General features: G+C 33.6%; 19 protein-coding genes and 1 tRNA gene. 4 read left to right on the top strand and 16 right to left on the bottom strand.

The window, feature by feature from the left end:
- Positions 1-463: 463 nt before the first annotated feature.
- From AC13CQ_RS02850 to AC13CQ_RS02835, 4 genes are all read left to right on the top strand, one after another.
- Positions 464-2,239 (top strand): serine hydrolase, encoded by a 1,776-nt coding sequence (locus AC13CQ_RS02850; protein WP_474507250.1) that lies wholly within the window; start codon positions 464-466, stop codon positions 2,237-2,239.
- A gap of 3 nt (positions 2,240-2,242) precedes the next feature.
- A complete protein-coding gene (locus AC13CQ_RS02845) occupies positions 2,243-3,700 on the top strand; it encodes an amidohydrolase family protein (protein ID WP_335588455.1) in 1,458 nt (485 codons plus the stop codon).
- Positions 3,697-4,635: an FAD-dependent oxidoreductase gene (locus tag AC13CQ_RS02840; RefSeq protein ID WP_474507249.1), complete on the top strand. Its 939-nt coding sequence runs from the start codon at positions 3,697-3,699 to the stop codon at positions 4,633-4,635. The genes AC13CQ_RS02845 and AC13CQ_RS02840 overlap by 4 nt, the downstream gene beginning before the upstream one ends.
- Positions 4,636-4,971: 336 nt before the next feature.
- Positions 4,972-5,727 (top strand): sulfite exporter TauE/SafE family protein, encoded by a 756-nt coding sequence (locus AC13CQ_RS02835; RefSeq protein ID WP_474507248.1) that lies wholly within the window; start codon positions 4,972-4,974, stop codon positions 5,725-5,727.
- Positions 5,728-6,039: 312 nt separating this feature from the next.
- Here AC13CQ_RS02835 and AC13CQ_RS02830 read toward each other — a convergent pair whose 3' ends face one another.
- The 16 genes from AC13CQ_RS02830 to AC13CQ_RS02755 all read right to left on the bottom strand — a co-directional run bounded on the left by AC13CQ_RS02830 (position 6,040) and on the right by AC13CQ_RS02755 (position 26,204).
- On the bottom strand, positions 6,040-6,879 hold the full coding sequence (locus AC13CQ_RS02830) for a DUF4249 family protein (RefSeq protein WP_474507481.1): 840 nt from the start codon (positions 6,877-6,879) through the stop codon (positions 6,040-6,042).
- A 4-nt stretch (positions 6,880-6,883) separates the two neighbouring features.
- Positions 6,884-9,496: a TonB-dependent receptor gene (locus AC13CQ_RS02825; protein WP_474507480.1), complete on the bottom strand. Its 2,613-nt coding sequence runs from the start codon at positions 9,494-9,496 to the stop codon at positions 6,884-6,886.
- Between the two features lie 99 nt (positions 9,497-9,595).
- Positions 9,596-10,435: a FecR family protein gene (locus AC13CQ_RS02820; RefSeq protein WP_474507479.1), complete on the bottom strand. Its 840-nt coding sequence runs from the start codon at positions 10,433-10,435 to the stop codon at positions 9,596-9,598.
- 266 nt (positions 10,436-10,701) lie between these two features.
- On the bottom strand, positions 10,702-11,223 hold the full coding sequence (locus tag AC13CQ_RS02815) for an RNA polymerase sigma factor (protein ID WP_474507478.1): 522 nt from the start codon (positions 11,221-11,223) through the stop codon (positions 10,702-10,704).
- 325 nt (positions 11,224-11,548) lie between these two features.
- Positions 11,549-11,625, bottom strand: a tRNA-Arg gene (locus AC13CQ_RS02810).
- 134 nt (positions 11,626-11,759) lie between these two features.
- The gene (locus tag AC13CQ_RS02805) at positions 11,760-12,209 is read right to left on the bottom strand and encodes a GatB/YqeY domain-containing protein (RefSeq protein WP_335588461.1); all 450 of its coding nucleotides are present in this window, start codon (positions 12,207-12,209) and stop codon (positions 11,760-11,762) included.
- A gap of 194 nt (positions 12,210-12,403) precedes the next feature.
- Complete coding sequence (gene ftsZ / locus AC13CQ_RS02800; protein WP_008612395.1) at positions 12,404-14,341, bottom strand: cell division protein FtsZ; 1,938 nt, start codon at positions 14,339-14,341, stop codon at positions 12,404-12,406.
- 75 nt (positions 14,342-14,416) lie between these two features.
- Positions 14,417-15,751, bottom strand: a complete 1,335-nt coding sequence (gene ftsA, locus AC13CQ_RS02795; protein ID WP_008612394.1) for a cell division protein FtsA — start codon at positions 15,749-15,751, stop codon at positions 14,417-14,419.
- 3 nt (positions 15,752-15,754) lie between these two features.
- Entirely contained in the window at positions 15,755-16,378 is a 624-nt protein-coding gene (locus tag AC13CQ_RS02790; RefSeq protein ID WP_335588463.1) for a cell division protein FtsQ/DivIB, read from the bottom strand.
- 79 nt (positions 16,379-16,457) lie between these two features.
- Positions 16,458-17,813 carry a UDP-N-acetylmuramate--L-alanine ligase gene (gene murC / locus AC13CQ_RS02785; RefSeq protein WP_474506966.1) on the bottom strand — a complete coding sequence of 452 codons (1,356 nt, stop codon included), beginning with the start codon at positions 17,811-17,813 and terminating at the stop codon, positions 16,458-16,460.
- Positions 17,814-17,825: 12 nt separating this feature from the next.
- Entirely contained in the window at positions 17,826-18,923 is a 1,098-nt protein-coding gene (gene murG / locus AC13CQ_RS02780; RefSeq protein WP_335588465.1) for an undecaprenyldiphospho-muramoylpentapeptide beta-N-acetylglucosaminyltransferase, read from the bottom strand.
- The gene (locus tag AC13CQ_RS02775; RefSeq protein WP_337900331.1) at positions 18,910-20,106 is read right to left on the bottom strand and encodes an FtsW/RodA/SpoVE family cell cycle protein; all 1,197 of its coding nucleotides are present in this window, start codon (positions 20,104-20,106) and stop codon (positions 18,910-18,912) included. Before AC13CQ_RS02775 ends, murG begins: the two co-directional genes overlap by 14 nt.
- Positions 20,107-20,119: 13 nt before the next feature.
- On the bottom strand, positions 20,120-21,454 hold the full coding sequence (gene murD / locus AC13CQ_RS02770; RefSeq protein ID WP_474506967.1) for a UDP-N-acetylmuramoyl-L-alanine--D-glutamate ligase: 1,335 nt from the start codon (positions 21,452-21,454) through the stop codon (positions 20,120-20,122).
- 9 nt (positions 21,455-21,463) lie between these two features.
- Positions 21,464-22,696: a phospho-N-acetylmuramoyl-pentapeptide-transferase gene (gene mraY / locus AC13CQ_RS02765; protein ID WP_337900329.1), complete on the bottom strand. Its 1,233-nt coding sequence runs from the start codon at positions 22,694-22,696 to the stop codon at positions 21,464-21,466.
- 38 nt (positions 22,697-22,734) lie between these two features.
- Complete coding sequence (locus AC13CQ_RS02760; RefSeq protein ID WP_008612383.1) at positions 22,735-24,198, bottom strand: UDP-N-acetylmuramoyl-L-alanyl-D-glutamate--2,6-diaminopimelate ligase; 1,464 nt, start codon at positions 24,196-24,198, stop codon at positions 22,735-22,737.
- The gene (locus AC13CQ_RS02755; protein WP_474506968.1) at positions 24,195-26,204 is read right to left on the bottom strand and encodes a penicillin-binding protein; all 2,010 of its coding nucleotides are present in this window, start codon (positions 26,202-26,204) and stop codon (positions 24,195-24,197) included. Before AC13CQ_RS02755 ends, AC13CQ_RS02760 begins: the two co-directional genes overlap by 4 nt.

The raw sequence follows: 26,204 nt of genomic DNA, 5'->3' as shown, positions 1-26,204 counted from the left end.
TTTATAGTACCTAGAAAGGATTTCCTATAAATGTGTATTTTAGTCATTACAATAGTTTTTACATAATTATGAGACATATTCAATTGTCTGTACTAAAAAGTAGATTGGCCACGAATTCACGGATATATTTTGTTGCTTCTTATAACTATAATACCAACCCATTCAACATCCGTGAATCTGTGGCTAAAATTTATAGTACTTAGAAAGGATTTCCTATAAATGTGTATTTTAGTCATTACAATAGTTTTTACATAATTATGAGACAGATTCAATTGTCTGTACTAAAAAGTAGATTGGCCACGAATTCACGGATATATTTTGTTGCTTCTTATAACTATAATACCAACTCATTCAACATCAGTGAATCTGTGGCTAAAATTTATAGTACTTAGAAAGGATTCCCAATAAATGTGTATTTTAGTATTAAACATTCCAATCTATCCTGAATAAAACAAAATATCTTATGCAAACAAAAATTTTACTTCTAGCAGTCTTTATTAGCACCACTCTTTTTGCTCAGACCAATCTCAACGAAAAACAACTTGATAAAAAACTAAAAATTCTGCAAGAAACTACACAGACCGTAGGGTTTTCTGTGGCTATTGTTCAAGGAAGAAAAGTAATTTACGCTAAAGGATTTGGATATAAAGATTTAGAGAATAAATTAAAAGTAGATGAAAATACCCTTTTTGCCATTGGCTCTTCCTCAAAAGCTTTTACAACTGCTTTATTAGGAATTCTGGAAGATGAAAAAGGATTGAAGTTTACTGATAGTCCCAAAAAATATATCCCAGAACTAGAATTTTATAATAACGATTTAAACAATAACATTACCATATTAGATATGGTGAGCCATAGAACAGGCTTACCTAGACATGATTTTTCATGGTATTTATTCCCTACGGAAGACAAAGACAGCCTACTATCTCGTGTACAGTACCACAAACCTTTTACAGGAATAAGAGAACAATGGTACTATAATAATTTTATGTACTTGGCGCAAGGTATAATTGCAGAAAGACTAACCGGAAATAGTTGGGAAGATAATATAAGGGAACGTTTTTTTAAACCCCTACAGATGTCTACTTCTAATTTATCTATTAAAGAATTAGAAAAATCTGCAAATGCATCCAAGGGTTATACATTAGAGAATTTCTCTACCAACAAACTTACCCCTTACTATAATATTGCAGCTATTAGCCCTGCAGGATGTATTAATAGTAGTGCAAAAGAAATGGCAAACTGGCTAATGATTTGGTTAAACGAAGGCAAATTTAACGGGAAACAAGTTATACCTCAACAATATGTTGAAAAAGCTATAAATCCGTTAATGTTAGTAGGTAATGGTATAGCCGATAAGAAATTTCCAGCACAACATTTAAATAGTTATGGGTATGCTTGGTTTACTTCTTCATATAAAGGTCACTATCGACTAGAACATGGTGGTAATATTGATGGATTTGCTGCTAATGTCTCATTTTTTCCATCCGACGGAATAGGAATTGTAGTGCTAACAAACCAAGATGGCTCTGCATTACCTACTTTAGTAAGGAATGAAATTTCTGATGAAATTCTAAATTTAAAAAAGACAGACTGGGTAGCTTATTATAATGAAAAAGTAGGAGAACTTAAGAAACAACAAAAAGAAAAGAAAAAGACTGAAGAAGAAAGTGAAATTTCTAATACAAACCCCACCCATAATTTGGCAGAATATACTGGGGAATATAGCAACAAAGGTTATGGCACAATTAAGGTTAAAGCTGAAAACGATTCACTTTGGGCAAATTTTACTAGAGAAAAAACATATTTAAAACATACCCATTACGATATTTTTAAACCTCATTTAATAAAAAATAATAAAATTGATTTAAAAGAAGGTATAGGCTTTAATTTCAATTTTAAAACTAATGATTTAGGAGATATAGACGGAGTCTATTTAAAATTAGAACCAACCTTAGATCCTATTTATTTTAAGAGAAGCCCAAATGAAGTTGCTATCTCTGAAACTAAATTACAGAAATATGAAGGAAGCTATTTCCTTTCGGGCACAGAATTAAAAGTCACCTTAAAAAACAAAAACTTAACACTTCTTGTACCCCAACAACCCGAATACACATTAGTTCCTGTAAAAGAAAATGAATTTATAATCAAAGGATTATCTGGCTACAAAGCAGAATTTAAAGATGAAAAACTAATTCTACATCAACCCAATGGAACCTTTACTGCTACAAAAAAATAAGTTATGCGTACTATTATTAAAAATATTATTTTTTTAACTCTTACCGTATTTATTGTTTCTTGTTCACAAAAAAAAGAAAACGCATCTATTACCTATGATATTGTTATTGAAAACGCCAGAGTAATCAACCCAGAAACCAACACTGACCAAGTATTAAATGTGGCTATTTCTGATGATAAAATAGCAGAAATAAGTACTCATAAACTCCTAGGCGAAAAAGTTATAGATGGCAGCGGAAAAATATTATCCCCTGGATTTATAGACTTGCATGCCCATGGGCAAACCAATAAAGAGAATGAATATCAAGTATTTGATGGCGTTACAACAGCATTAGAATTAGAAATTGGGATTGACACTCTTAAACAATATTATGAAGCTAGAAAAGAAAAAGCTTTAGTCAATTTTGGCGCTTCTGCCTGCCAATTAGCTTACAGAAACAAAGTTATTTCTAATAGCGACAGGATTTACAATACTATTTATGAAGAGCTAAAAGATTCTGCTGCCTCATTAGCTTTAACCGAAAACAAATTTCCAACACTAAGAAATAAGCTCAAAGATGCTCTAAACGATGGTGCAATAGGTATTGGCATTCCAGTTGGCTATTTACCAAACGCATCTATCAAAGAAATTGCCGATGTATATGCTTTTGCTGGAGAACACAACTTACCCGTTTTTTCACACATTCGCGAAGGCGGCGCCATTGCCTTTCAGCAAGCAATAAGCGATGCCATTTTAAATAAAACACAACTTCACCTTTGCCACTTACCAAGCATGGCGCGTAAGGATATTGATTTCTGCTTACAAGCGGTTGAAAAAGCACAGGCCTTAGGCTTTCCTATTACTACCGAGTTATATCCATACACTGCTGGAAATACCGAAATTGGATCTGCTATTTTCAATGAAGGTTGGCAAGAGCGATTAGGTTGTACTTACCAAGACTTGCAATGGATTGAAACTGGAGAACGATTAACAGCAAAGACTTTTGAAATGTACCGAAAACAAGGAGGTTCTGTAATTGTGCATATGATGAAAGAAAGTTGGATTGACAGTGCAATAACTTCTAACGCTACAATGATTGCTAGTGATGGCGGTGGTTATTCCCTTTTAGGACACCCAAGATCATCTGGAACCTTTTCTAAAGTTATTCGTGAATATGTAAATGAAAAAAAACTATTAAGTATCAATACTGCTATAAAAAAAATGACCCTCATGCCCGCAAAGGTCTTGGAATCTATAGTTCCCGAAATGAAGTTAAGAGGTAGAATTAAAAAAGGATGTTACGCAGACATATTACTATTTGATCAAAACAAGGTAAAGGACAATGCTACTTATGCTAGCGGATTTGAAAGATCATCAGGGATGGACTATGTAATTATAAACGGAAAAATACTTATTGAAAATGGGGAGTTACAAGTTAATACATTCCCAGGAAAAGCTATAAAAAGCGAAATACAACTATGAGATCTATAACAGTTATCGGCTGTGGAATTGTAGGACTAACCACCGCCATTAAACTACAAGAGAAAGGTTTTAAAGTTACCATTATAGCTAAGGAACATTTTAATAAAACCTTGTCTAGCAAAGTGGGAGCCATTTGGTTTCCATTTGAAATTTATCCTAAAGAAAAAACAAATCATTGGGCTACACTCGCTTATCAAGAATACCAACGTGATATTAAACCTAAAAATGGAGTATCATTTATTCCGTTTATAACTGCTTATAACGATAATAGTAATATCGATTGGACACTAAAAATGCCCGAAGGAACCACCAAAAAAGCTTCTAAAGAGGAATTACCAAAAGGGATACAAAAGGCTTTTATCTCTAGAGTTCCATTAGCAGAACCATTATTATATTTACCATATCTTTTTCAACGATTTATAGAATCTGACGGAACATTTTTACAGCATGAAGTTTCCAGTTTAGAAGAAGCATCAAAGCTAGATGGGTTTATTATAAACTGCACAGGATTAGGAGCAAAAAAGCTCTGTAACGACAAGGATTTACAGCCTATGCGCGGACAAATTTTACGTTGTAAAAAAATGAATATTCCTTCATGTGCCGACTCCACAAAAAAAGGTGCTCTGAGTTATGTTATTAATCGAAGTGAAGATTGTGTTATTGGGGGTACAGACTATTTAGACGATTGGAATCTAAATATAGAAAAAAGCGATACAGATCTCATAATTAAAAGACTTTTACAAACTAGTTTATCCCAAAAGCAGCCTGAAATAATTGAAGAAATTGTAGGTCTCCGCCCTAAAAGAAGTGAGGTGCGTTTTGAGTTTGATAGTCAATATCCTGCTATTTTTCATAACTACGGACATGGTGGCGCTGGTTTTACAGTAGCTTGGGGTTGTGCCATAGAACTTACAGAAATAATAGATGCTAGATAATTAACCCATAAAAGGGGTGGTTAATTAAAGTTAGAAACTTTGAAAAATTAATACCCATATTATTATTTTCCGTGTGATAAACTTCATTTTAAAAGTTAATTAACTTGAAATTTTAAGAAGAGACTTTAAATAAAATTATTGTTGTCCGTGAAAAAATACAAGACCGCTTCGCTATAAGAAAAAAGAGCAAAGACTAAATATTTACTATCATGAAATAAGTAGTTTAAAGAAACAACATTACTGAAATCTTCTTTTTATTAATAGCAAGGGGGCTATTTTGAATACCTCATTTAAACCTTGATATAAGTGGAGTCCAATAAATTCCGTTAACTTTTATTGAACAACAATAAAATAAAATATGAGTTTACTAACCTTTTACGTTTTACAATTGTCTTTATTGCAACATTAGTCCGTTCAACTTTTGGCTTTGGAGAATCTTTGGTAGCTGTTCCCTTACTTGTTCTTTTAATACCTATTGAAATTGCCGTTCCCCTTTCTGTTTTAATCTCGATTTTAATTGCAGCTTTTGTAGTTGTACAAGACCGAAAACAAATACACTTTAACAGCGCTAAATGGTTGGTTATTTTTGCAGCTCTGGGAATCCCCTTTGGATTATTACTCCTAATTTATGGAAATGAAAACCTGACCAAATTAGCTTTAGGGATACTTATTATTTTGTATTCTATTTATTCCTTGCTATATAAAAGTAATTTTAGATTAGAAACAGATCATAAATATTGGTTATTTTTATGTGGTTTCTTTTCTGGTGTATTTGGCGGAGCATATGGCTTAAACGGCCCTCCACTTGTTATTTATGGAAATATGCGTAATTGGACCGCTAAACATTTTAGAGCAACTTTACAGGCTTATTTTTTACCTGCAAGCACTTTAGCTATGTTTGGCTATTGGTACCAAGGGCTTTGGATTTCTACAGTAACATACTATTTTTTAATTTCTATTCCCGCTATAATTCCTGCCATTCTTCTTGGTAGGTATTTTAATCACCAATTAAAGGATGGTGCATTTTTAAAATACGTGTATTTAGGTTTAATAGGAGTGGGCATTGTATTATTAGGTCAATCCTTTTTTTAAAAATAAAGAAATTAAAAAAATTGCGTACAATAATGTTTTTCAATAAAAATACCAGCCCAATATCCTTAAACTATCTTTTTATTTTTTAGTTAGTATTTTGAAATACAAATTTTCAATCATTTTATTAAAGATTTAGAACTTTTGGCTGCTATAGAAAAAGAGGATAATTTTATTTGAAATTTTTATTGTCCCCTTTTCCCTACAACCTGCATCGGCTATTATAAAAACCTAACATAAAGTTGTTGAGAGATAATTATAATATTGACTTCCTTTTAAGTAAGTTTAAAATAGTTTTTTTAACCTAATCTCTCATTACTCCACTACATATAAAACGTGATTGGCTTCACACAGTCTAAAATAACCTAAAGCAAAGTTATTAGGGTCGTTTTGATTTACAATATTACCTCTAATATTAGCAGGTGGGGCAGCAAATGGATTTGCACTTGAGGCATCCAATATCAAATTCATATAATTATAAAACTGTTGAGAAATGCCACGATGTGTGATTTCCAATGTATCTCCAGCAAATATATCTTCATCCGAATGACTATCATTAAGTTCATTCCCATTATTCAGTGCATCATCACTTAAAATATATTCTGGATATAGGAAATTTTCACTTTTAAAATCTGAGAGGTAATAATTAGTTTCATCAATAGGGTCATCATAAAAAATCTCTACTTCTATTTCCTCTTCATCTGAAAAATCTAAGACAGTACGTTGTTCTATCTTATTAATTGCTGTTACTGAGGTTAATTGTTCCGTAGCGGTAAAACTTTGACCATCTACAGCAACATAGAGCGTATAATTCTTATAAAGTTCAGGGATAAAATCCTCGCACACATAAAAACCAGCCTCAGACTCATCAAAATTAAATGTTTCTCCTTCGCTATTTTCTATATAAACTTGAGCTCCCGATACTTTAGGAACAACCTCATTATAATAATCTGTCATTCTACTAATTTTTATGGTTTGCTGTTTTCCATCGGTTCCTTTAATCCAAACTATTTCTGCATCTATTACAAGTTTAGACGCTCCAGCATCTAAATCAACTTCTACAACATCTTCACAAGAAGCTAAGAGTACAACCAGCAAGGAACTTATATATATAAACGATATTCTTTTAAAACTATACTTAATAAAATACTTCATCACATTAAAATTTAAAATTATAAGAAACACTTGGTATTATTCCGAAAATTGACAACCGCCTTGCTTCATTAAAGCCAGTATCCTCATTGGTGGTAAATCTAATAGAGGCTGCATTTTTTCTATTGTACACATTGTAGATACTAAAAACCCAATAACTTTGCCAACCTCGCTTTTTATTTGGTTTAGGCGTATAAGTAGCGGCTATATCCAAGTGATGGTATAGCGGTAATCGGTTTTCATTCCTTAGTGAATAATTAGGAATATGGATATCTCCAAATTCATAATATCCATTTGGATAGGTTACAGGCTGCCCAGATTGCAATGAGAAATTACCACTAAACGACCATTTTGGACTGAACTCATAATTTCCAGTAACACTTAAATTATGTAACTTATCATACGGAGACAAGTACCAATCTCCATTAGCAATCCCAGGTTCTTCTGCTGTTCTTCCTGAAGTTTTTTGTTCTGCTCTAGAAAGGGTATAAGAGACCCATCCTGTTAAATTACCCATATTTTTTCGAAACAATAATTCAAAACCATATGCTCTAGCTTTACCATTGAGAATTACTTGTTCTATATTATTGTTTGCCAAGAGATCTGCACCATCTATATAATCCAATCTATTTTTAATATCCTTATAAAAAACCTCCGTTTCAATTGAATACATCCGGTTATTAAAATTTTTAAAATACCCGATAGCGTATTGATCTAGTATTTGCGGTTTGATAAACGGCCCACTTGGTGTCCAAATATTCATTGGCGTTGGAGATTGTGTGTTGGACACTATATGGATGTACTGTGCCATTCTATTATAGCTGGCTTTAATGGAATTCTCTTCGTTAAATGCATATGAAAGGGATACTCTTGGTTCTAGATTATTAAAATCTGCCATTTTCTCCCCATTATCATAGGAGGTTGTACCTGTAGGGTCTGCTTTTTCATAAATATCATAAGTTGGATTGTAAACCACTGGATTGTTATCTTGGTAGGTATTTATTTCTTGTGCTCCATAACGATAAAATAAACTATAGCGCAAGCCATAACGAAGATGTAGTTTTTCTGAAACTTCCTGCTCTACATCTATATAAGCGGAGGACTCTAGTGCATACTTTTTATCAAGCTGATCATAATTAAATTGCGAATCGCTGTTGGTAGGTTTTAAAGTTCCTGGATTAAAATCATAGTATGTAGCATCAATCCCGTAATTAAGTTTTATTTTTTCAGATGCAAAATACATCCAATCGTATTTTAGTCCATAACTTTTAATGGCACTATCCCATTCAAAATTTTCAGTTGTCAATCCTAAATTAAACGTATAATCACTATAAAATGCAGTTAAGTTAGTGCTTAAATTATCTGAAAATTTATGTTTCCAATTTATACTTCCCATGGTGTTCCCATAGGTACTAGCAAATTGTTCATTTAAATCGAATATATCATTCCCTAGATACCCTGAAAAATGAAGACTGTTATTCTTATTAATCCGATAATTAAATTTAGCATTAAGATCATAAAACATTGCAGAATTGTTATTGTCTGCCAACTTCAAAAATAAATGAGCATAGGAAGCTCTTCCAGCTACCATAAATGAGCTTTTTTGTTTTTTTACAGGTCCTTGTAACAAAAGCCTACTAGATATCAAACCTATACCTCCATTTACCTTAAAATTCTCATAGTCTCCCGTTTGTTGCTTTACATCAAGCACCGAGGAAACGCGCCCTCCGTATTTAGAAGGAATTCCTCCCTTGTATAAATCTAGGCTATTTACAGCATCTGCATTAAATACTGAGAAAAAACCGAACATATGTGAGTCGCTATAAATTGGCGTTCCATCTAAAAGGATTAAATTCTGATCTGCTGCTCCCCCCCTTACATTAAATCCTGAAGAGGCTTCTCCTGCATTGGTCACACCAGGTAAAGTCAATAAAGATTTTAAAGGATCTGCTTCTCCCATGGCCACTGGAATTTGTTTAATTTCCTGCATAGAAAGACTGTTAATACTCATTTGCGGCTTTTTAATACTCACAGCCCTATCTTGAGTTACAATTACTTCTTCCAAGTCCTGGCTATCTGCTTCCATGCTATATTTTATTTGAACATCTTTAAAGAGTGAAATTTGTTTTTCTTCACTTTTTAAACCTATATAACTAATTAAAACCGAATAGTTCCCTTGGGGCAACTGTATAGAGAACTGTCCATTTTCATCAGTTGTAGTCCCTGTTCCTGTTTCTTTTATAAAAATATTGGCACCTAAAATTGGTTGGTTAATTTCATCTAAGATAGTCCCAGAAAATGTGTGTGTTCTCTGATTTGCACTTTTTATTTGCTCTTTTACAAAAATATTAGCACCTTGTAAAGAGAAACTAAAAGGCAATTTTTGATTTAACAAGGAAATTAATTCATTAATTTCGACAGCATTGAAGTCTTTACTTTCTTTAAAGTATTTTTGATTGGTATCTATTTGACTGGTAAATGCAAATTTATAATCTGTTTGTGTTTCTATTTGTTTAAATAATTCTTTTAGTGTAACGGTTTTATTAATAGTAACCGATATGTTTTGTGCAACTATATTTAAACTAAGTAATAAAAAGCATGATGAAATGATATGCTTCATAAAGTTTTATGTTTTTTAATTATATTAAAATGGATAGTACATTCTATTTTGATATGGAAAGGGATGTACAGTGTTGTAGCTAAGACATCCTTTTCTTTTTTATTGAAAAGTGATTTGTTTTAAGGATTCATTTATCTCATAATTCAGGTTGTGTAGTTTTGATAGTAGTTTAACAATAGTAGTTATATCTTCTTTTTTATTAATTCGTAACGTAATTCGCTTATTTAAATACGCCTCTGGTATTCTTATTTTATAGTGGTATCCATCTTCTATATACTGGACAACATTTACAAATTTTTCATTATCAAAATCCACAAACCTATTAAAGGCTTCTATTGATACTGTTTGTTTATTATAAATGAATTTTTCACCAGGAGCTAACAACCAGTTCTGTGCACTGTCTTTCACACTCATCTGTACACTTCCTTCATAAAGCTTGACACTTACACCGTCCTTTAGATCTTCCCTAACTGTAAATGAAGTTCCCAAAACAGTAGTAGTTGTTTCATTACACACCACTTGAAAAGGATGCTCTTTATCCTTTTTAACTTTAAAAAACCCTTCTCCATTGAGTTCAATCTTTCTATTATGTACAAAATCTGTGGCGTAGACCAACTTAGAATTTGCACTTAATTCGACTTTAGAACTATCTGGTAAGATGATTGTTTTCCATTCTGAAGTTGGATTTTCAATAACATTTTCAGCTATTTTATATATATCTTGCTGTGTGTTTTGATATACAAAAAGACCACCCGCAGAAAGGGAAATAATTAAAATGGCTGCCGCTGCATAACGCCAAGGCATCTTAATTCTCTTTTTAGTTGGGAAGGCTTTGGATTGAAATTTATTCCAAGAAGCTTCTTTTATGTTATTGGAAGTAGCCATAGGTTTTTCTTCCCAGGCTTTTCTATATTTCTCTGCCAGTTTCTTTTTATCCATAGCTAGAAAATTATAGTTTTTGACATTGAAATCCGTGCTTTACAAACATCCCACTTACTATTTCAGAAATATCTCTATTACTTTCAATACGGAGAATTCGATCACAATCTTCTAAGTCGAAGTTCATGACACAATCAGAAATATGTTGTTGTAAAAGTCTCAGAAGATATGTTGCCTGATCCCTAGTTTCTACACTCGTTTTATAAATTTCGATATTCATTTTTATTTCCCATTTATATATATAACAAACGAGAAATTAAAAGTTCCTAAGCTCCTGCTATCTTTTTTTGAATAAATTTATTGGCAAGGTATATATGGTTGGCAATTGTCTTTTCGGAAAGATTGGTAATTGCTGCTATTTCTTGGTAAGTAAGATTCTCTAATTTATGTAATGTAAATATTTTTTGCTGTTGGGCTGGTAATTGATCTATGAGAAAATACAGTTTAATTCTCATCTCCTCCAAAGACTCTAATTCAGCATCTTCTTCTATCATTTCAAGTTTTGAAGTATCTAATGGAATTACCTTATTTTCCCTATTGATATGGTTAATGATGATATGCTTACATATAACAAACAATTGTTTTTCAAAAACAACATCCTCTTTTAGCAAAGCTCTTTTATTATATAGTTTTAAGAAACTCTCTTGTACGAAGTCGTCTGGCGTAAGAAATTTAAAATTAAATCGCTTCGCTACATTATACAACTTATCATAATATGTAAAGTAAACCTCCTTGAAGGACGATTCTTTCCCCTTCTTTAAATTTTTAATGAGTTTCACATTCTCCATAGCAATAACATCCTGATTCGAGATAACATTGTAAAGTAGATAATATTGTTTTCTATAAACTAAATAAATGTTAATTAAAATATGAGGCGTCCCTATGGTTTTATCCTAAGTAACAGGATGTGAATTTTAAACTTCCAAGAAAGAAAAGATAACTTCTTAATAATAAAGTTAATTTCGTCTCTTTTCCCTCAAAAATTGACAATTATTTCTGGAAAAATTCGAACACCTAAGATCAACGAAGCTTTAGCTCTAACCACCATGATTAATAAGCACTTACAAGAAAACAAAAAAGGGGAAAAATCAAATAAAATTGACTTTTCCCCTATGGTGACCGCGAAGGGATTCAAACCCCCAACCCTCAGAGCCGAAATCTGATGCGCTATTCAGTTGCGCCACGCGGCCAAAATATTTTTAAATCAACTCCCTCAAGACAAGCCTACTAGGTATTCAAAAGAAAATAATTTAATCCTTTTCGACATAGAACCCTTCATAATACTCAGGACAAACCCTAGGGAATATAACCCTCAATGAGAGATTTAAGAAAGCTTACTCTTTACTACTGTAGAAATTGTTTTACCATCTGCTTTTCCTGCAAGCTCTTTAGACACCATGCCCATTACTTTTCCCATATCTTTCATTCCTTCTGCTCCAGTTTTTGTAATCACTTCTTCAACAATAACTGCTATTTCATCTTCACTTAATTGCTCTGGTAAGAATTTCTCTATAATAGCTGCTTCAGCAATTTCTGGCTCAGCAAGGTCTGCACGTCCTTGTTCGGTATAAATTGCAGCACTATCTTTTCGTTGCTTTACAAGTTTCTGCAAAAGTTTAATCTCTTCTTCCTCAGATAAACCTTCTTTTGTAGCTGCATTAGTTTGTGCTAATAAAAGTTCAGATTTTACTGCTCTTAATGCTGTTAAAGCTGCGGTATCTTTAGCTTTCATTGCAGCTTTCATTTCTCCCATTACTTTATCTTGTAAACTCATAACTTTTATTTTTTGTAAAACTTTTGCTGTGCGAATATAAAAAAATAACCCGAAATATTAATCAACTACTTCGGGGTAAACCCTCGAAGTAGTCAATTAAAATAAATCTAATTCATTTCGAAACAGAGTTACTGGTAATTAACCCCTCAGTAAGGGATTAATAAAATTTTGGATTAGACTATAGTAACTAATACTTAATCTACATTATCATGTAAAAAAGAATTGTTACTTCTTAACTGTACATCCTCATTACTATCGGTTCCTACACTCATTCGAGAAGTATTCCCATCAGCTCTTCTGTCTTCTAAATCAATTCCCATTCGTTTGTAAGCAGGTTGCTTTTCTATTTCTTCAATTTTAGAAGCATTATTATGGAATTTATAATTAAAATCCTTCAATTTACGTCTGCGCTCTTCTGCTCTATTACGCAAACTGTCTTCTATAGAACTATTCATTGGATCTATCTCCTCTGAATCGTTTTCTTGAGAAGGTTTTTCTTCAACAACCTTCTTTTCAAAAGCCAATTCTTCCTCTACTTTCTCCGCTTTTTTTGCTTCAGGCTTTGCATTATTTAACTGATCTTCCATTTCCATATAATCGTCTAAACTGTATCGTTTAGTACCATCTTGAGAAACTTCTGTTACTGGAACCACTTCCACATGGTCATTAACTTCTACATCGTTTATAGTATCGGAGAAATCGAAAGTCACCACGTTTTCCTCTTCCTCTTTCTCTTCTTCATGTAAAGGCATATCAAAAGATAAAGTAGTCTGCTTTTTTGGCTGTGGTTTCAATATCTCTGGATCTACAACATCAATATCTTTTATTTGTGCTGTAGTATCAATAATTACAAAATCCTCGTCGTTTTCTAATGTTACTTCATCATAAACAACATTCATATTTTTTATTAATTCTGAAGTAGGAATTAATTCCATCTCATTTTCCTCTTCAGTTTCATCCATTAACGTATGCTTAACTACTTTTTTCTCTTTTGGCTGTTCAGGGCTAGCCTCTGGAGATTGCACTTCATCAAAGTCTGTATATCTTTTGTTATTGCTTTTTGGTGTTAAATCGTGAAAAGCTTTTTGCTCATCCTCTAAAGTGTGGATAATTTTTTTAGCTTCTGTATTTACAATTTCATGTTGTTGCTCGGCATTAAAACCTGTAGCAATAACAGTTACTGCAATAGCATCTCCTAAGCTTTCATCTTCTCCAACTCCCATAATAATATTTGCATTATGGCCAGCTTCATTTTGAATATGATCGTTGATTTCTCCAATTTCGTCTAGGGTAATTTCTTCAGCGCCAGAAACTATAAGTAGCAGTACGTTTTGGGCACCTGTAATTTTATTATCATTTAATAAAGGAGAATCTAAGGCTTTCATAATAGCTTCAGGCGCACGGTTTGCTCCAGTAGCAGTTGAAGACCCCATGATTGCTGTTCCACTATTTGAAAGTACTGTTTTAGCATCACGCAAGTCAATATTTTGCGTGTAGTGATGTGTTATTACCTCTGCAATCCCTTTGGCTGCAGTTGCTAATACTTCGTCTGCTTTGGAGAATCCTGCTTTAAAACCAAGATTTCCATATACTTCTCTTAACTTATTATTGTTTATCATAATAAGCGAATCCACATGTGCACGTAGTTTTTCTACCCCACGTTGTGCTTGCTCATTACGCATTTTCCCTTCAAACTGAAAAGGTATCGTTACAATTCCAACTGTTAAGATATCCATGTCTTTGGCTAGCTTTGCTATAACTGGCGCAGCCCCAGTACCAGTTCCACCTCCCATTCCGGCAGTAATAAATACCATTTTTGTATTGGTATCTAACATAGACTGTAGTTCTTCTAAACTTTCTATAGCTGCTTTTTCTCCAACTTCTGGATTGGCACCTGCTCCAAGCCCTTCTGTTAAAGAAACTCCAAGTTGTACCTTATTTGGCACTCCTGTGTTTTGCAGTGCCTGTGAGTCTGTATTACAAACCACAAAATCCACACCATTGATACCTTGTTGAAACATGTAATTAATTGCATTACTACCGCCGCCTCCAACGCCAATAACTTTAATTACATTACTTTGATTCTTCGGTAAGTCGAATGAGATGTTCCCTAAATCTGTGTTGCTACTCATAATAATTCTTTTTTACCCTATTTTTCCTATTTACTACTTACTTTATTTTCTTAGATGCCTTATAGTGTGGTAAAACTATTCGGCATTGTCTAAAAAATCTTTTAATTTCTCTGACCATTTTTCAAGAAAAGATTTACGCTCTTCTTGTGGTTCAGTTGATTGGGGTTCTTGATTATTTGTTGGTTGTTCTTCTTTCTCTTCTATAGTTGGTTTTTGCTCTGCTTCTATTCGCTTTGGTCCATTTTTCTTTTCTAATTGAATAGCATTCATTACTAATCCAACTGCTGTGGCATATACAGGACTTGCAACTTCAGCATCAGAATCTCCTGCCAAATGTTCGTTTGGATATCCAATTCGAGTATCCATGCCTGTTATATATTCAACAAGTTGCTTTAAATGTTTAAGCTGACTCCCACCTCCTGTTAATACAATTCCAGCGATTAGTTTTTTCTTCTGATCGTCGTGACCGTAATTTTTAATTTCCATATAAACCTGCTCTACAATCTCCACTACTCTAGCGTGAATTATTTTTGACAGATTTTTTAAGGTGATTTCTTTTGGTTCTCTTCCTCTTAATCCAGGTATGGAAACAATCTCGTTGTCCTTATTTTCTCCTGGCCATGCAGAACCAAATTTAATTTTTAAGAGTTCTGCCTGCTTTTCAATAATTGAGCATCCTTCTTTAATATCTTCTGTAACCACATTTCCTCCAAATGGAATTACTGCTGTATGCCGAATTATTCCATCTTTAAAAATGGCTAAATCGGTTGTCCCTCCTCCTATATCTATAAGTGCTACTCCTGCTTCTTTTTCTTCCTGACTTAGCACTGCATTTGCTGCTGCCAAAGGTTCTAGTGTAATTCCTGCTAAATCTAATCCAGAACTTTTTACACATCTTCCAATATTTCTAATAGAAGAAACCTGCCCCACTACTACATGAAAGTTGGCTTCCAACCGCCCTCCATACATTCCAATTGGCTCTTTTATTTCTGCTTGTCCATCTACCTTATATTCCTGCGGAAGTACATGTATAATTTCTTCTCCAGGTAGCATTACCAATTTATATACTTGGTTGCAAAGTTTATCTAAATCGGCTTCACTAATTACCTCTTCAGAATCTGGACGCGTTATATAATCGCTATGCTGTAAGCTTCTAATATGTTGCCCAGCAATTCCTACTACACAATCGTCTATTTTTAATCCAGAAATACTTTCTGCCTCTTGAACTGCTTGTTGTATTGATTGAATGGTTTGCGTAATATTATTAACCACTCCTCTATGTACTCCCAAACTTTTGGATTTACCAATACCTAAAATTTCAATCTTTCCGTAGTCGTTTTCACGACCTATCATAGCCACAATCTTTGTGGTTCCTATGTCTAATCCTACCGCGTATTTAGTATTTTCCATAACTTATTTTTTGGTACACACCACTTGATTATCAAATCCGAGATTAACAACTTTATAACTATCTAAAGTTTTATCATGCAATCCTTTTTGATAAAAAGCTTTAAAATTATTGAACTTAGCCGATAAGTTCTTCATCTCACCAAGGTCTACTACAAAACTTTCCGTTCTTAACTTTAATTCAAAATGATTTTTATTTTGATGAATTCCAATAATGTTCTTTTTTAGAAAATCATCAAAGTATATATATTTTGCAAGCTCATATAAATCTGACATAGATTTTTTCAGTCCAGTTCCAGTAATTAATGGAACTCGAGCTGAATGAACTGGAGATAATGGCATCATTTCTCCATCCATGTCTATATAAAATGACTGATTGCCCGCTACTCGCGCTATTGGCGTGCGCTGGCGAATTTTTGCCCCAATCTCCCCAGTAATAGATACATACACATCTGCAACTTGAACCATCGCATTTGCATTGAGAGACTCCTCTATATTATTCAAAGCTAATTTTTCTTTTGACACGCTCGTAAGCGAGTCCTGATTTTGTATCAACAATTTATTAACTGTATTTCGGGTAATAAAATGTCCGTCATCATTTAAAAATTCAATGCGACAATTCTTACTCAAAACACGATTTTCATTTCTTTTATTCGAAAATGAATACAAGAAAATCAATGCTATCAGCACAATAATTATTTTTATATGATTAACATATTTTTTCACTTAACGTTTTTTTTATGGTATTAACTTCTAGTCCAATATCTCCAGCTCCTAATGATAAAAACACTTCTGAATTACTTTCTGATAAAACTTTAGGTAAATGACTTTTGGCTACCTTCTGTTTTTTATCATTGGGTATCATTTCTAATAACCAATTTGAGGTAATTCCTTCAATAGGTTCTTCTCTGGCTGGGTAAATGTCTAATAAAATTATCTCATCAAAACGGGCTAAGCTCTTTGAAAATTCTGGGGCAAAATCTTTCGTTCTTGAAAAAAGATGGGGCTGAAAGATTACAGTTACTTTTTTATTTGGGTGTGCACTTCTTACAGCTTCATGTGCTGCTTCAATTTCTGTTGGATGATGCGCATAATCATCTATATAAATAAGATTCTCTTTATTTATTTGATATGAAAATCTACGTTTTATTCCTTTAAATGTGGCAAGGGCCTCGGCAAGGCGACTTAGAGGGGTGTCTAGGGTTGTCGCCATTGCCAATGCTGCCAATGCGTTTAACAAATTGTGTTTTCCTGGCTTGTTAAACCTAACTCCTCTGATAGTCTCAGTAGGAGTAAATAAATCGAATAGGTAGGTCGAGTTTGTTATTGTTATATTTCTGATTGAAAAATCAGAATCATCTTCTATTCCATAGGTTATACCTGCTATTGGCAATCCGTTTTTAACAAACAGTTTCCCCTCAGGTTTTACCTTTTTTGAAAACTCAACAAAAGTTCGCTCCATTTCTTCTGCATTGCCATAAATATCCAAATGATCGGCATCAATTGAAGTAATACAAGCTACTGTTGGAGATAAGTGTAAAAATGAACGATCAAATTCATCGGCTTCTACCACCGTAAATTCATCTCCTTCTATTAAAAAATTACTATTAAAATTCTCTGAAACACCTCCCAAGAAAGCAGTAATAGCTGTTCCTGTTTCTTTTAAAAGATGCGCTAAAATAGCACTCGTAGTAGTTTTCCCATGCGTTCCAGCTACTGCAAAACAATAGGAATCTTTTGCTATTAAGCCTAAAACAGCAGCTCTTTTTTGAACCTCATAGCCGTTTTCAGTAAAATAAACATATTCCTTATGGGTAACAGGAACTGCTGGGGTATAAACTATTAAAGTGTTTTCTATGTTTCTAAATGCTGCTGGGATTTTATGAATAGCTTCATCAAAATGAATTTCTACTCCTAACATTTCTAACTCTCGAGTTATATCGCTTGGTGTTTTATCATAACCTGCAACTTCCTTACCTATGAATTTAAAATAACGCGCTAAGCCAGACATCCCAATGCCGCCTATGCCTAAAAAGTATACGTTATTTATAGTATTTAAATTCATAATTAAAATTAATTAAGCTGCTTTTTTTAATAATTCTTCAATAGCATCAACAATATCTTTAGTTGCATTTGGAAGCGCTAACTTTTTAAAATTACTTCCTAGCATTTCTCTTTTTTCTTCTGAATTCCATAGCGTTAAAAATTCATTTTCAAACTTTTCATCCAGCTCATTTTCTTTCAATAACACAGCTGCATCTTTGTTTACAACTGCCATAGCATTTTTAGTTTGATGGTCCTCCGAAACATTTGGCGAGGGAATAAAAATTGTTGGTTTCCCTACAATAGCCAATTCAGAAACCGAAATAGCACCCGCTCTAGATATAATTATATCGGCAGCGGCATACGCTAGTTTCATATCGTTTATAAAAGCATTTACTTTTACCAAGTCGCTTTCATACTTTTTATACTCCTCATAATATAACTTCCCACATTGCCATATTAGTTGTACGTTATTTTCCTTAAAAAAGTTGAGTTCTTTTTCCACTAATTGATTAATTCTTCGTGCTCCTAAACTCCCCCCCATAACAAACAACGTTTTACGATTTTCATCTAGGTTGAAAAATTTAATTCCAGCTTCTTTTTTATCCGCTATTTCTAACAAATCTTGCCTTACTGGATTCCCAGTTTTCTCAATTTTATCAGCTGGAAAAAAGCGCTCCAAATTATCATAGGCTACAAAAATTTTTCTTACCTCTTTTGCTAGCCATTTATTAGTAATTCCTGGAAAGGAATTTTGCTCTTGTAATACGCATGAAATTCCTTTTCCTGCAGCCGCTTTTAATAATGGACCGCTTGCATACCCTCCTGTACCTATTGCAACATCTGGTTTAAAAGATTTTATAATTTTCTTAGCTTTCCAGATGCTACTTATCAACTTAAAAGGAAACATTAAATTTTTCAATGTTAATTTCCGTTGAATTCCAGAAATCCACAACCCTTCTATTTTATATCCTGCTTGTGGCACTTTCTCCATTTCCATTCTATCTTCTGCTCCTACAAACAAAAATTCAGCATCAGGAAACCTGTGCTTAAGCTCATTAGCTATAGCAATTGCAGGATATATATGCCCTCCTGTTCCACCTCCAGATAATATGAATTTATAATTGCTCACTTAAAATATCTAATGGATTTTGATTTTCAACTTCTTCTAATTCTATGTCTTCTTGTCGTTTTGCACTTACACTTAAAATAATTCCAATAGCTAGACAGGTCATCCAAATAGAGGTTCCACCACTACTTATTAACGGTAATGTCTGCCCAGTAACGGGGAATAACTCTACAGCTACAGCCATATTTATAAATGCTTGAACTATTATTGGTAAGCCAGCGGCTAGCACCAACAATTTCCCAAAAGACGAATCTGCCTTATGCGCCACAACCACTATTCTAAAAAGGAGCAACAAATAAATAAATATTAATATTAGCCCTCCTATTAAACCGTATTCTTCAATTATAATTGCATAAATAAAATCTGATGAACTCTGCGGAAGAAAATTCTTCATTACACTTTTTCCGGCTCCAACACCAACTATTCCTCCGGTAGCAATGGCTATTTTTGCTCTTTCAATTTGATAATCTGCCTCTGTATCTCCTTTATCTGTAAAACTTTCAATTCTGCTTATCCAAGTATCTACACGGTTTGGAAGCAATCCTGGAAATGCTTTTGCCGTTAATATAAACATGGTTAAACTTAAAAGTCCAGCTCCAACAATCCCCATTAAATATTTCCATGGATAACCTCCAATAAAACATAAAACCAATACCATTAAAAATATAATTGCCGTTGTGGAAAAGTTTGCTGGTAAAATAAGCGCTAATACTATAAAAACAGGTGCCCAAAGCGGAATTATAGTTTCTTTAAAAGTAACTACCTTATCTTTTATTTTGGAAAGATATCTAGCAACATGAATTAGTAAAACAATAGAAGCAAAAGTGGACGTTTGAAATGTAATTCCTACATAAGGAACCTGGATCCACCTACTTGCATTAGCTCCTCCAATTGTAGTTCCTTGTGCCAAAGTATAGATTAATAAAAGTATTACTATTGGCATTGCCAAAATAGATAATGCTTTAAAATATCTATATGGAATTTTATGTACAGCATAGATTACCCCGATTCCTAAAAATAGCAAAACAGCATGCTTTAATAGGTAACCAAAAGTAGTTCCGCTACCAACTACATACACCAAATTTGTACTGGCGCTATAAACTGGCAAAAAAGAAAATAGCGCTAATATGGCCACTACTGCCCATATAGCTTTATCTCCTTTTAATTTGTTAAATAATTGCTGCACTTAACCTCTTTTTTTATAATTTCTGAACTGCTTCTTTAAATTGATTTCCTCTATCCTCGTAATTAGTAAACAAGTCAAAAGACGCACAAGCTGGCGATAATAATACAGTATCTCCCTTTTCTGCCACCTCTTTACTAATTTTTACTGCATCTGCCATTGAGGTGGTCTCTACAATAAAATCTACAACCCCTCCAAAAACCTCAATTATCTTAGCATTATCAAGCCCTAAACACACAATTGCTTTTACCTTCTCTCTTACAAGGGGCATTAACGATAGATAATCGTTTCCTTTATCTTGCCCTCCAACAATCCATACTGTTGGTGTTTTCATACTATCCAAAGCATAAAAGGTTGCATTAACATTTGTTGCTTTGGAGTCGTTTATATACTGAACATTTTGAATTTTCAATACATTTTCAAGTCGGTGTGAAGCTCCTTGAAAGTTCTCTAAACTTTCTCTAATTGTAGCCTTTCTTATTTTTAATAACTGCGCCACAGTTGAAGCGGCCATAGCGTTCTTAGTGTTATGTTTTCCTTCTAAAGCTAATGTATCTGTAGCCATTTCTAAATGCTGTTTATCTAGGTTAATTATTATTTTATCTTCTTTTAAATAAGCTCCATATCCTAATTCTTTTTGAACAGAAAATGGAATAAGTTTTGATTTTATAGGATGCTTTGTTAACCAGTCTTCTATAACTTCATCATCGGCATCATAAATCAAATAATCCTTTTCAGTTTGATTCATAGCAATTCTAAATTTAGAAGCAATGTAATTTTCAAACTTATAATCATATCGATCGAGATGATCGGGGGTTATATTGGTAATTATTGCAATATGTGGCGCAAACTTTTTAATTCCATCTAATTGAAAACTACTAATCTCCAACACATAAAAATCTTTGGTTTGCTCTGCCACCATCTGTGCAAAACTATCGCCTATATTTCCAGCCATTCCCACATTCAAACCTTCACTTTTTAAAATGTGATTTGTTAACATGGTAGTGGTAGTTTTACCATTACTTCCTGTAATTCCAATAAGAGTTGCATCTGTATAAAGCGATGCAAACTCAATTTCAGAAATTACCGAAATTCCAAGCTCCACCAACTTTTTAATCATCGGAACTTTATCTGGAATTCCAGGACTTTTTACAACAAGGTCTGCATTCAATATTTTTGGTTCAGAATGCATTCCTTCCTCCCAATCAATCTCACTATTTTTAAGAACGTTTTTATATTTTTCTTTTATACTTCCTTTATCAGAAACAAAAACTTCAAACCCCTCCTTCTTCCCTAATACAGCGGCACCAACACCACTTTCTCCACTTCCTAAGACTACTAATCTTTTCATTTTCTAGGTTTATCTTAATTTTAATGTCACCACAGTTATTACGGCTAATAAAATTCCTATAATCCAGAAGCGGGTTACAATTTTACTTTCGTGATATCCTTTTTTCTGATAATGATGATGCAATGGCGACATTAAGAATATGCGTCTTCCTTCTCCAAACTTTTTCTTGGTATACTTAAAGTAACTCACCTGCATTACCACCGATAAATTCTCTGCTAAGAAAATTCCACACAGAATAGGTATTAACCATTCTTTACGAATTGCAATTGCTATTACCGCAATTATCCCCCCAATTGTTAAACTCCCTGTATCTCCCATAAAAACTTGTGCAGGAAAGGTGTTGTACCATAAAAAACCAACTAAACCTCCAGCAAAAGCAGCTATAAAAACTGTAATTTCTCCAGCACGGGGGATGTACATAATATTTAGATAATCTGAGAAAATTATATTCCCAGACACCCAAGCAAAAATCCCTAATGTCAATACTATTATTGCAGATGTTCCTGCAGCCAAACCATCAATTCCATCGGTTAGGTTTGCTCCATTGGAAACCGCTGTAATTATAAAAACCACAATCGGTATAAAAATCAACCAAGCATAGGTTTTATAATTATCTCCCATCCAAGTGAGTAAATCTGCATAATCAAACTCATTATCTTTTACAAAAGGAATTGTTGTTTTTGTTGACTTTTCTTCTTTCCCATATTCTTTTGAAACATCTCCCCCTGCAACAATTTCTATACTATTTGGAGCTTTCAACTCTTCTTTCACCGTTACTTCTGGATGAAAATATAAAGTAGCTCCAACTATAATTCCGATTCCAATTTGCCCTAAAACTTTAAATTTTCCTTTTAAACCTTCTTTATCCTTTTTAAAAATTTTGATGTAATCATCAACAAAACCAATTGCTCCCATCCAAAGCGTGGTAATTATTAAAAGAATGATGTAAATATTTTCTAGCTTAGCAAATAGCAACACAGGGATAAGCGTTGACATTATTATAATTATTCCTCCCATTGTTGGAGTCCCCGCTTTTTGTGACTGCCCTTCCAATCCTAATTCTCTAACACTCTCTCCTACTTGTTTTGCTCGCAAATAATTAATAACTCTTTTCCCGTAAATTGTAGAAATTAACAAGGATAAAATAACTGCAGCAGAAGCTCTGAAGGTGATGAATTGAAACAATCCAGCTCCAGGCAATTGGTAATTTTTCTCTAAAAATTCAAATAAATAGTATAACATATAAACTTCTATTTACTCCTAATTTGGAGTCGACTGCATTATTTTTTTACGTTTATCAATAATTCTTTTACAACTTTCAAATCATCAAAATCATTTTTAACTCCATTTACCTCCTGATAGGTTTCGTGACCTTTTCCAGCAATTAGAATAATATCATTTGATGTTGCAAATTGACAAGCTGTTTTTATGGCTTGCTTTCTATCTTCAATAGAAATGGTTTTATTATAATTTTGTGGCTCTACTCCTGCCTCCATTTCTTCTATAATTTTTTTCGGATCTTCCGTACGTGGATTATCCGAAGTAAAAATGGCTTTTGTGCTAAGAGTTGAAGCAATATTTGCCATTACTGGTCGCTTTGTCTTATCTCTATCTCCACCACAACCAACAACTGTTATTAAATTCTCATTTCCTGTACGGATGGTGTTTATAGTTTCCAAAACATTTTTCAAAGCATCTGGAGTATGCGCATAATCCACTATTGCTGTAATTTTTTCTTCTGAAATAAAATACTGAAAACGCCCTCCTACACTTTCTAATTCACTCAAATACTGAAGCGTTTCAATTGTTCCTAATTCAAAAAGATCTGCCACCGCATAAACAGCCAGCAAATTATAAGCATTAAAACTTCCTATTAATCTTGACCAGACTTCATTATCATTCACCTTCAGTAATAACCCTGTAAACTGATTTTCTAGAATCTGTGCTTTATAATCGGCATACGACTTTAAAGCGTAACTCACTTTCTTAGCTTTGGTATTCTGAATCATTACCGATCCATTTTTATCGTCCACATTCACCAATGCAAATGCCGATTTTGGGAGTTCATCAAAAAATACTTTTTTAGTATCTCTATACTCCGCAAATGTTTTATGATAATCTAAATGATCGTGACTAAGGTTTGTAAATACGCCCCCTGCAAAATGTAATCCGGCCGTACGCTGTTGATGAATTCCGTGAGAGCTCACTTCCATAAAGCAAAACTCAACTCCTTCATCATTCATCAACTTTAAATACTTATTTATTGTTAAAGAATCTGGTGTAGTATGCGTTGCTGGATACTCTTTAGCCCCCACCATAACTTTTACGGTAGACAATAACCCTACTTTATAACCGGCCTTTTTAAACAAATTATACAAGAGTGTGGTTACTGTGGTTTTTCCATTGGTTCCTGTTACTCCTACTAATTTTAAATTTTCAGAAGGATTTTTATAAAAATTTGAAGCCATAATAGCCAAAGCCTTATGGGCATTTTCAACTTCTACATAGGTAATTCCATTAACCAATTGCGCAGGAAGCTTCTCACAAATTACTGCAATAGCCCCAGATTCCACCGCCTTTGTAATATAATCATGTCCATCTACTACAGTTCCAGGAATTGCAACAAACACATCATCCAACGATACTTTTCGCGAATCAAAATGAATATCATTAACAAAAGCAACCGTGTTACCAGCCACTGCGTTGATACTAACTTTATACAATATGTCTTTTAATAACATCATGACAACTGCAATACGATTGTTTGATTCGACTCTATTTTTTGTCCACTTTTTATAGACTGACTTTTAACTTTCCCTATTCCATCTCCTTCAACTTTTACTCGAACGCCTAAGTTTTCTAAAATAGAAATAGCATCCATTCCACTCATCCCTTCTACATTTGGAATTATTTCGTTTCGCTTCTTCACTTTCGCATAATAAGCTTTGTAGTCTTTTTCTGTTTGCTCACTCTCGTTATCCAATTCTTCAATTGTATCTATTAATGGCGAATTGGTATATATTTTCTGAGCAACACTTTTAAACACAGGCCCAGAAACATCTGCTCCGTAATACCCAACACTTTTATCAGGATTATGAATTACTACGATGCAAGAATATTTAGGCTCATCAGCTGGAAAATACCCTACAAAACTTGAGATATAATTCATCTTACTTTTGTCCGCATAATCCTTTTGAGCAGTCCCTGTTTTTCCTGCCATGGAAAAATTAGGAGAGTACAACCTATGTCCTGTACCGTGCTTATCTTCAACCACATTTTTAAGCATAGCCTGAACTTTAGAAATAGTTTCTTTTGAACAGACAGAAGGATTAATAACGTCTTTATCAAACTTATAAATTACCTTATCCCATTCCCTAACCTCTTTTATTAATCGTGGTTTTACCATTTCCCCACCATTTGCCACTGCATTATAAAAAGTAAGTGTTTGTAAAGGTGTTAGTGAAACTCCGTAACCATAAGCCATCCATTGCAAAGCAATTCCACTCCATCTACTTTTATCATTCGGATGTGGAATAATTGGCGCTCCTTCTCCCTTTATAGACATTCCTAATTTTTCATTAAGTCCCATATTATATAGGCGATTAACAAATTTTTCAGGCTGATTCTTATAATAATTATCTATAATTTTTACGATTCCTACATTGGAGGAGCGTTCCAAAACTTCAGATACTGTTATTTTTCCATACCCCCCTCTTTTAGAATCGCGTACTTTTTTTCCATAGAAAGAAATTATCCCATTTTCAGTGTCAACAACATCACTAGTATCTACCGCTTTATCTTCAAGCGCCGCAATCATCGACATCAATTTAAATGTAGAACCTGGCTCATGAGATTCTCCTACAGCATAATTTAATCGCTCGTAGTAATTCCCTCCTTTTGTTCTCCCTAAATTTGAAATCGCTTTTATTTCTCCAGTAGCTACTTCCATAACCACAACAGAACCATGATCTGCATTATATTTCTCTAACTGAGTTAACAATGCATGATGCGCAATATCCTGAATATTAACATTAATGGTTGACACCACATCATACCCATCTTTTGGCTCCACCTCATTATAATCTGTAATGGGTTTCCATTGTCCTTTTGCTATTTTTTGCTTTAATCGATGCCCTTCTGTTCCTCGTAAATAACTTCCAAAAGCCCCTTCCAAACCAACTCTTGTATAATAGCCTTTATCATCTACTCGCTCGTAACCCACGCTACGATGCGCCATTCCTCCCAAAGGATATTCTCTTTTAGTTTCTTGCTCTACAATTACCCCTCCTTTATAAGGCCCTAAATTAAAAAGTGGGAAACTTTTAATTCTCACATACTCCGTATACCCCAAATCCTTAGCAATTAGCAAATACCTATTTTTATTAACTCTTGCTTTACGAAGTAAATTCTGATAATACGAAGAAGACCTCCCCAACACTTTAGATAAAGAATCGGAAAGTGGTTTTATATGCTGTTCAAAAACTTTATGTTGCGGAGTAATTGCATCAAAACGAATATCATATTTCGTTACAGAAGTAGCTAACAAACTCCCATCATCCGAATACAAATTCCCTCTTTTTGGTTCAATTGTAAAATTCTTAATGGTACGCTGCTCCGCCAAAGCTCTGTATTTTTCTCCATCAACCATCTGAATGGTAACAAGTTTTACCACTACAGCCAAAGCGAAGAAAAACATACACCCGGCAACGAAGTACAAACGGCTTAATATGTTTTTATCAGTTATTGGCAT

This window comes from Galbibacter sp. L-19 (assembly GCF_056857615.1).
The sequence above is the reverse complement of the archived record's forward strand: the minus strand, read 5'-3'. Positions and strand labels throughout refer to the sequence as shown.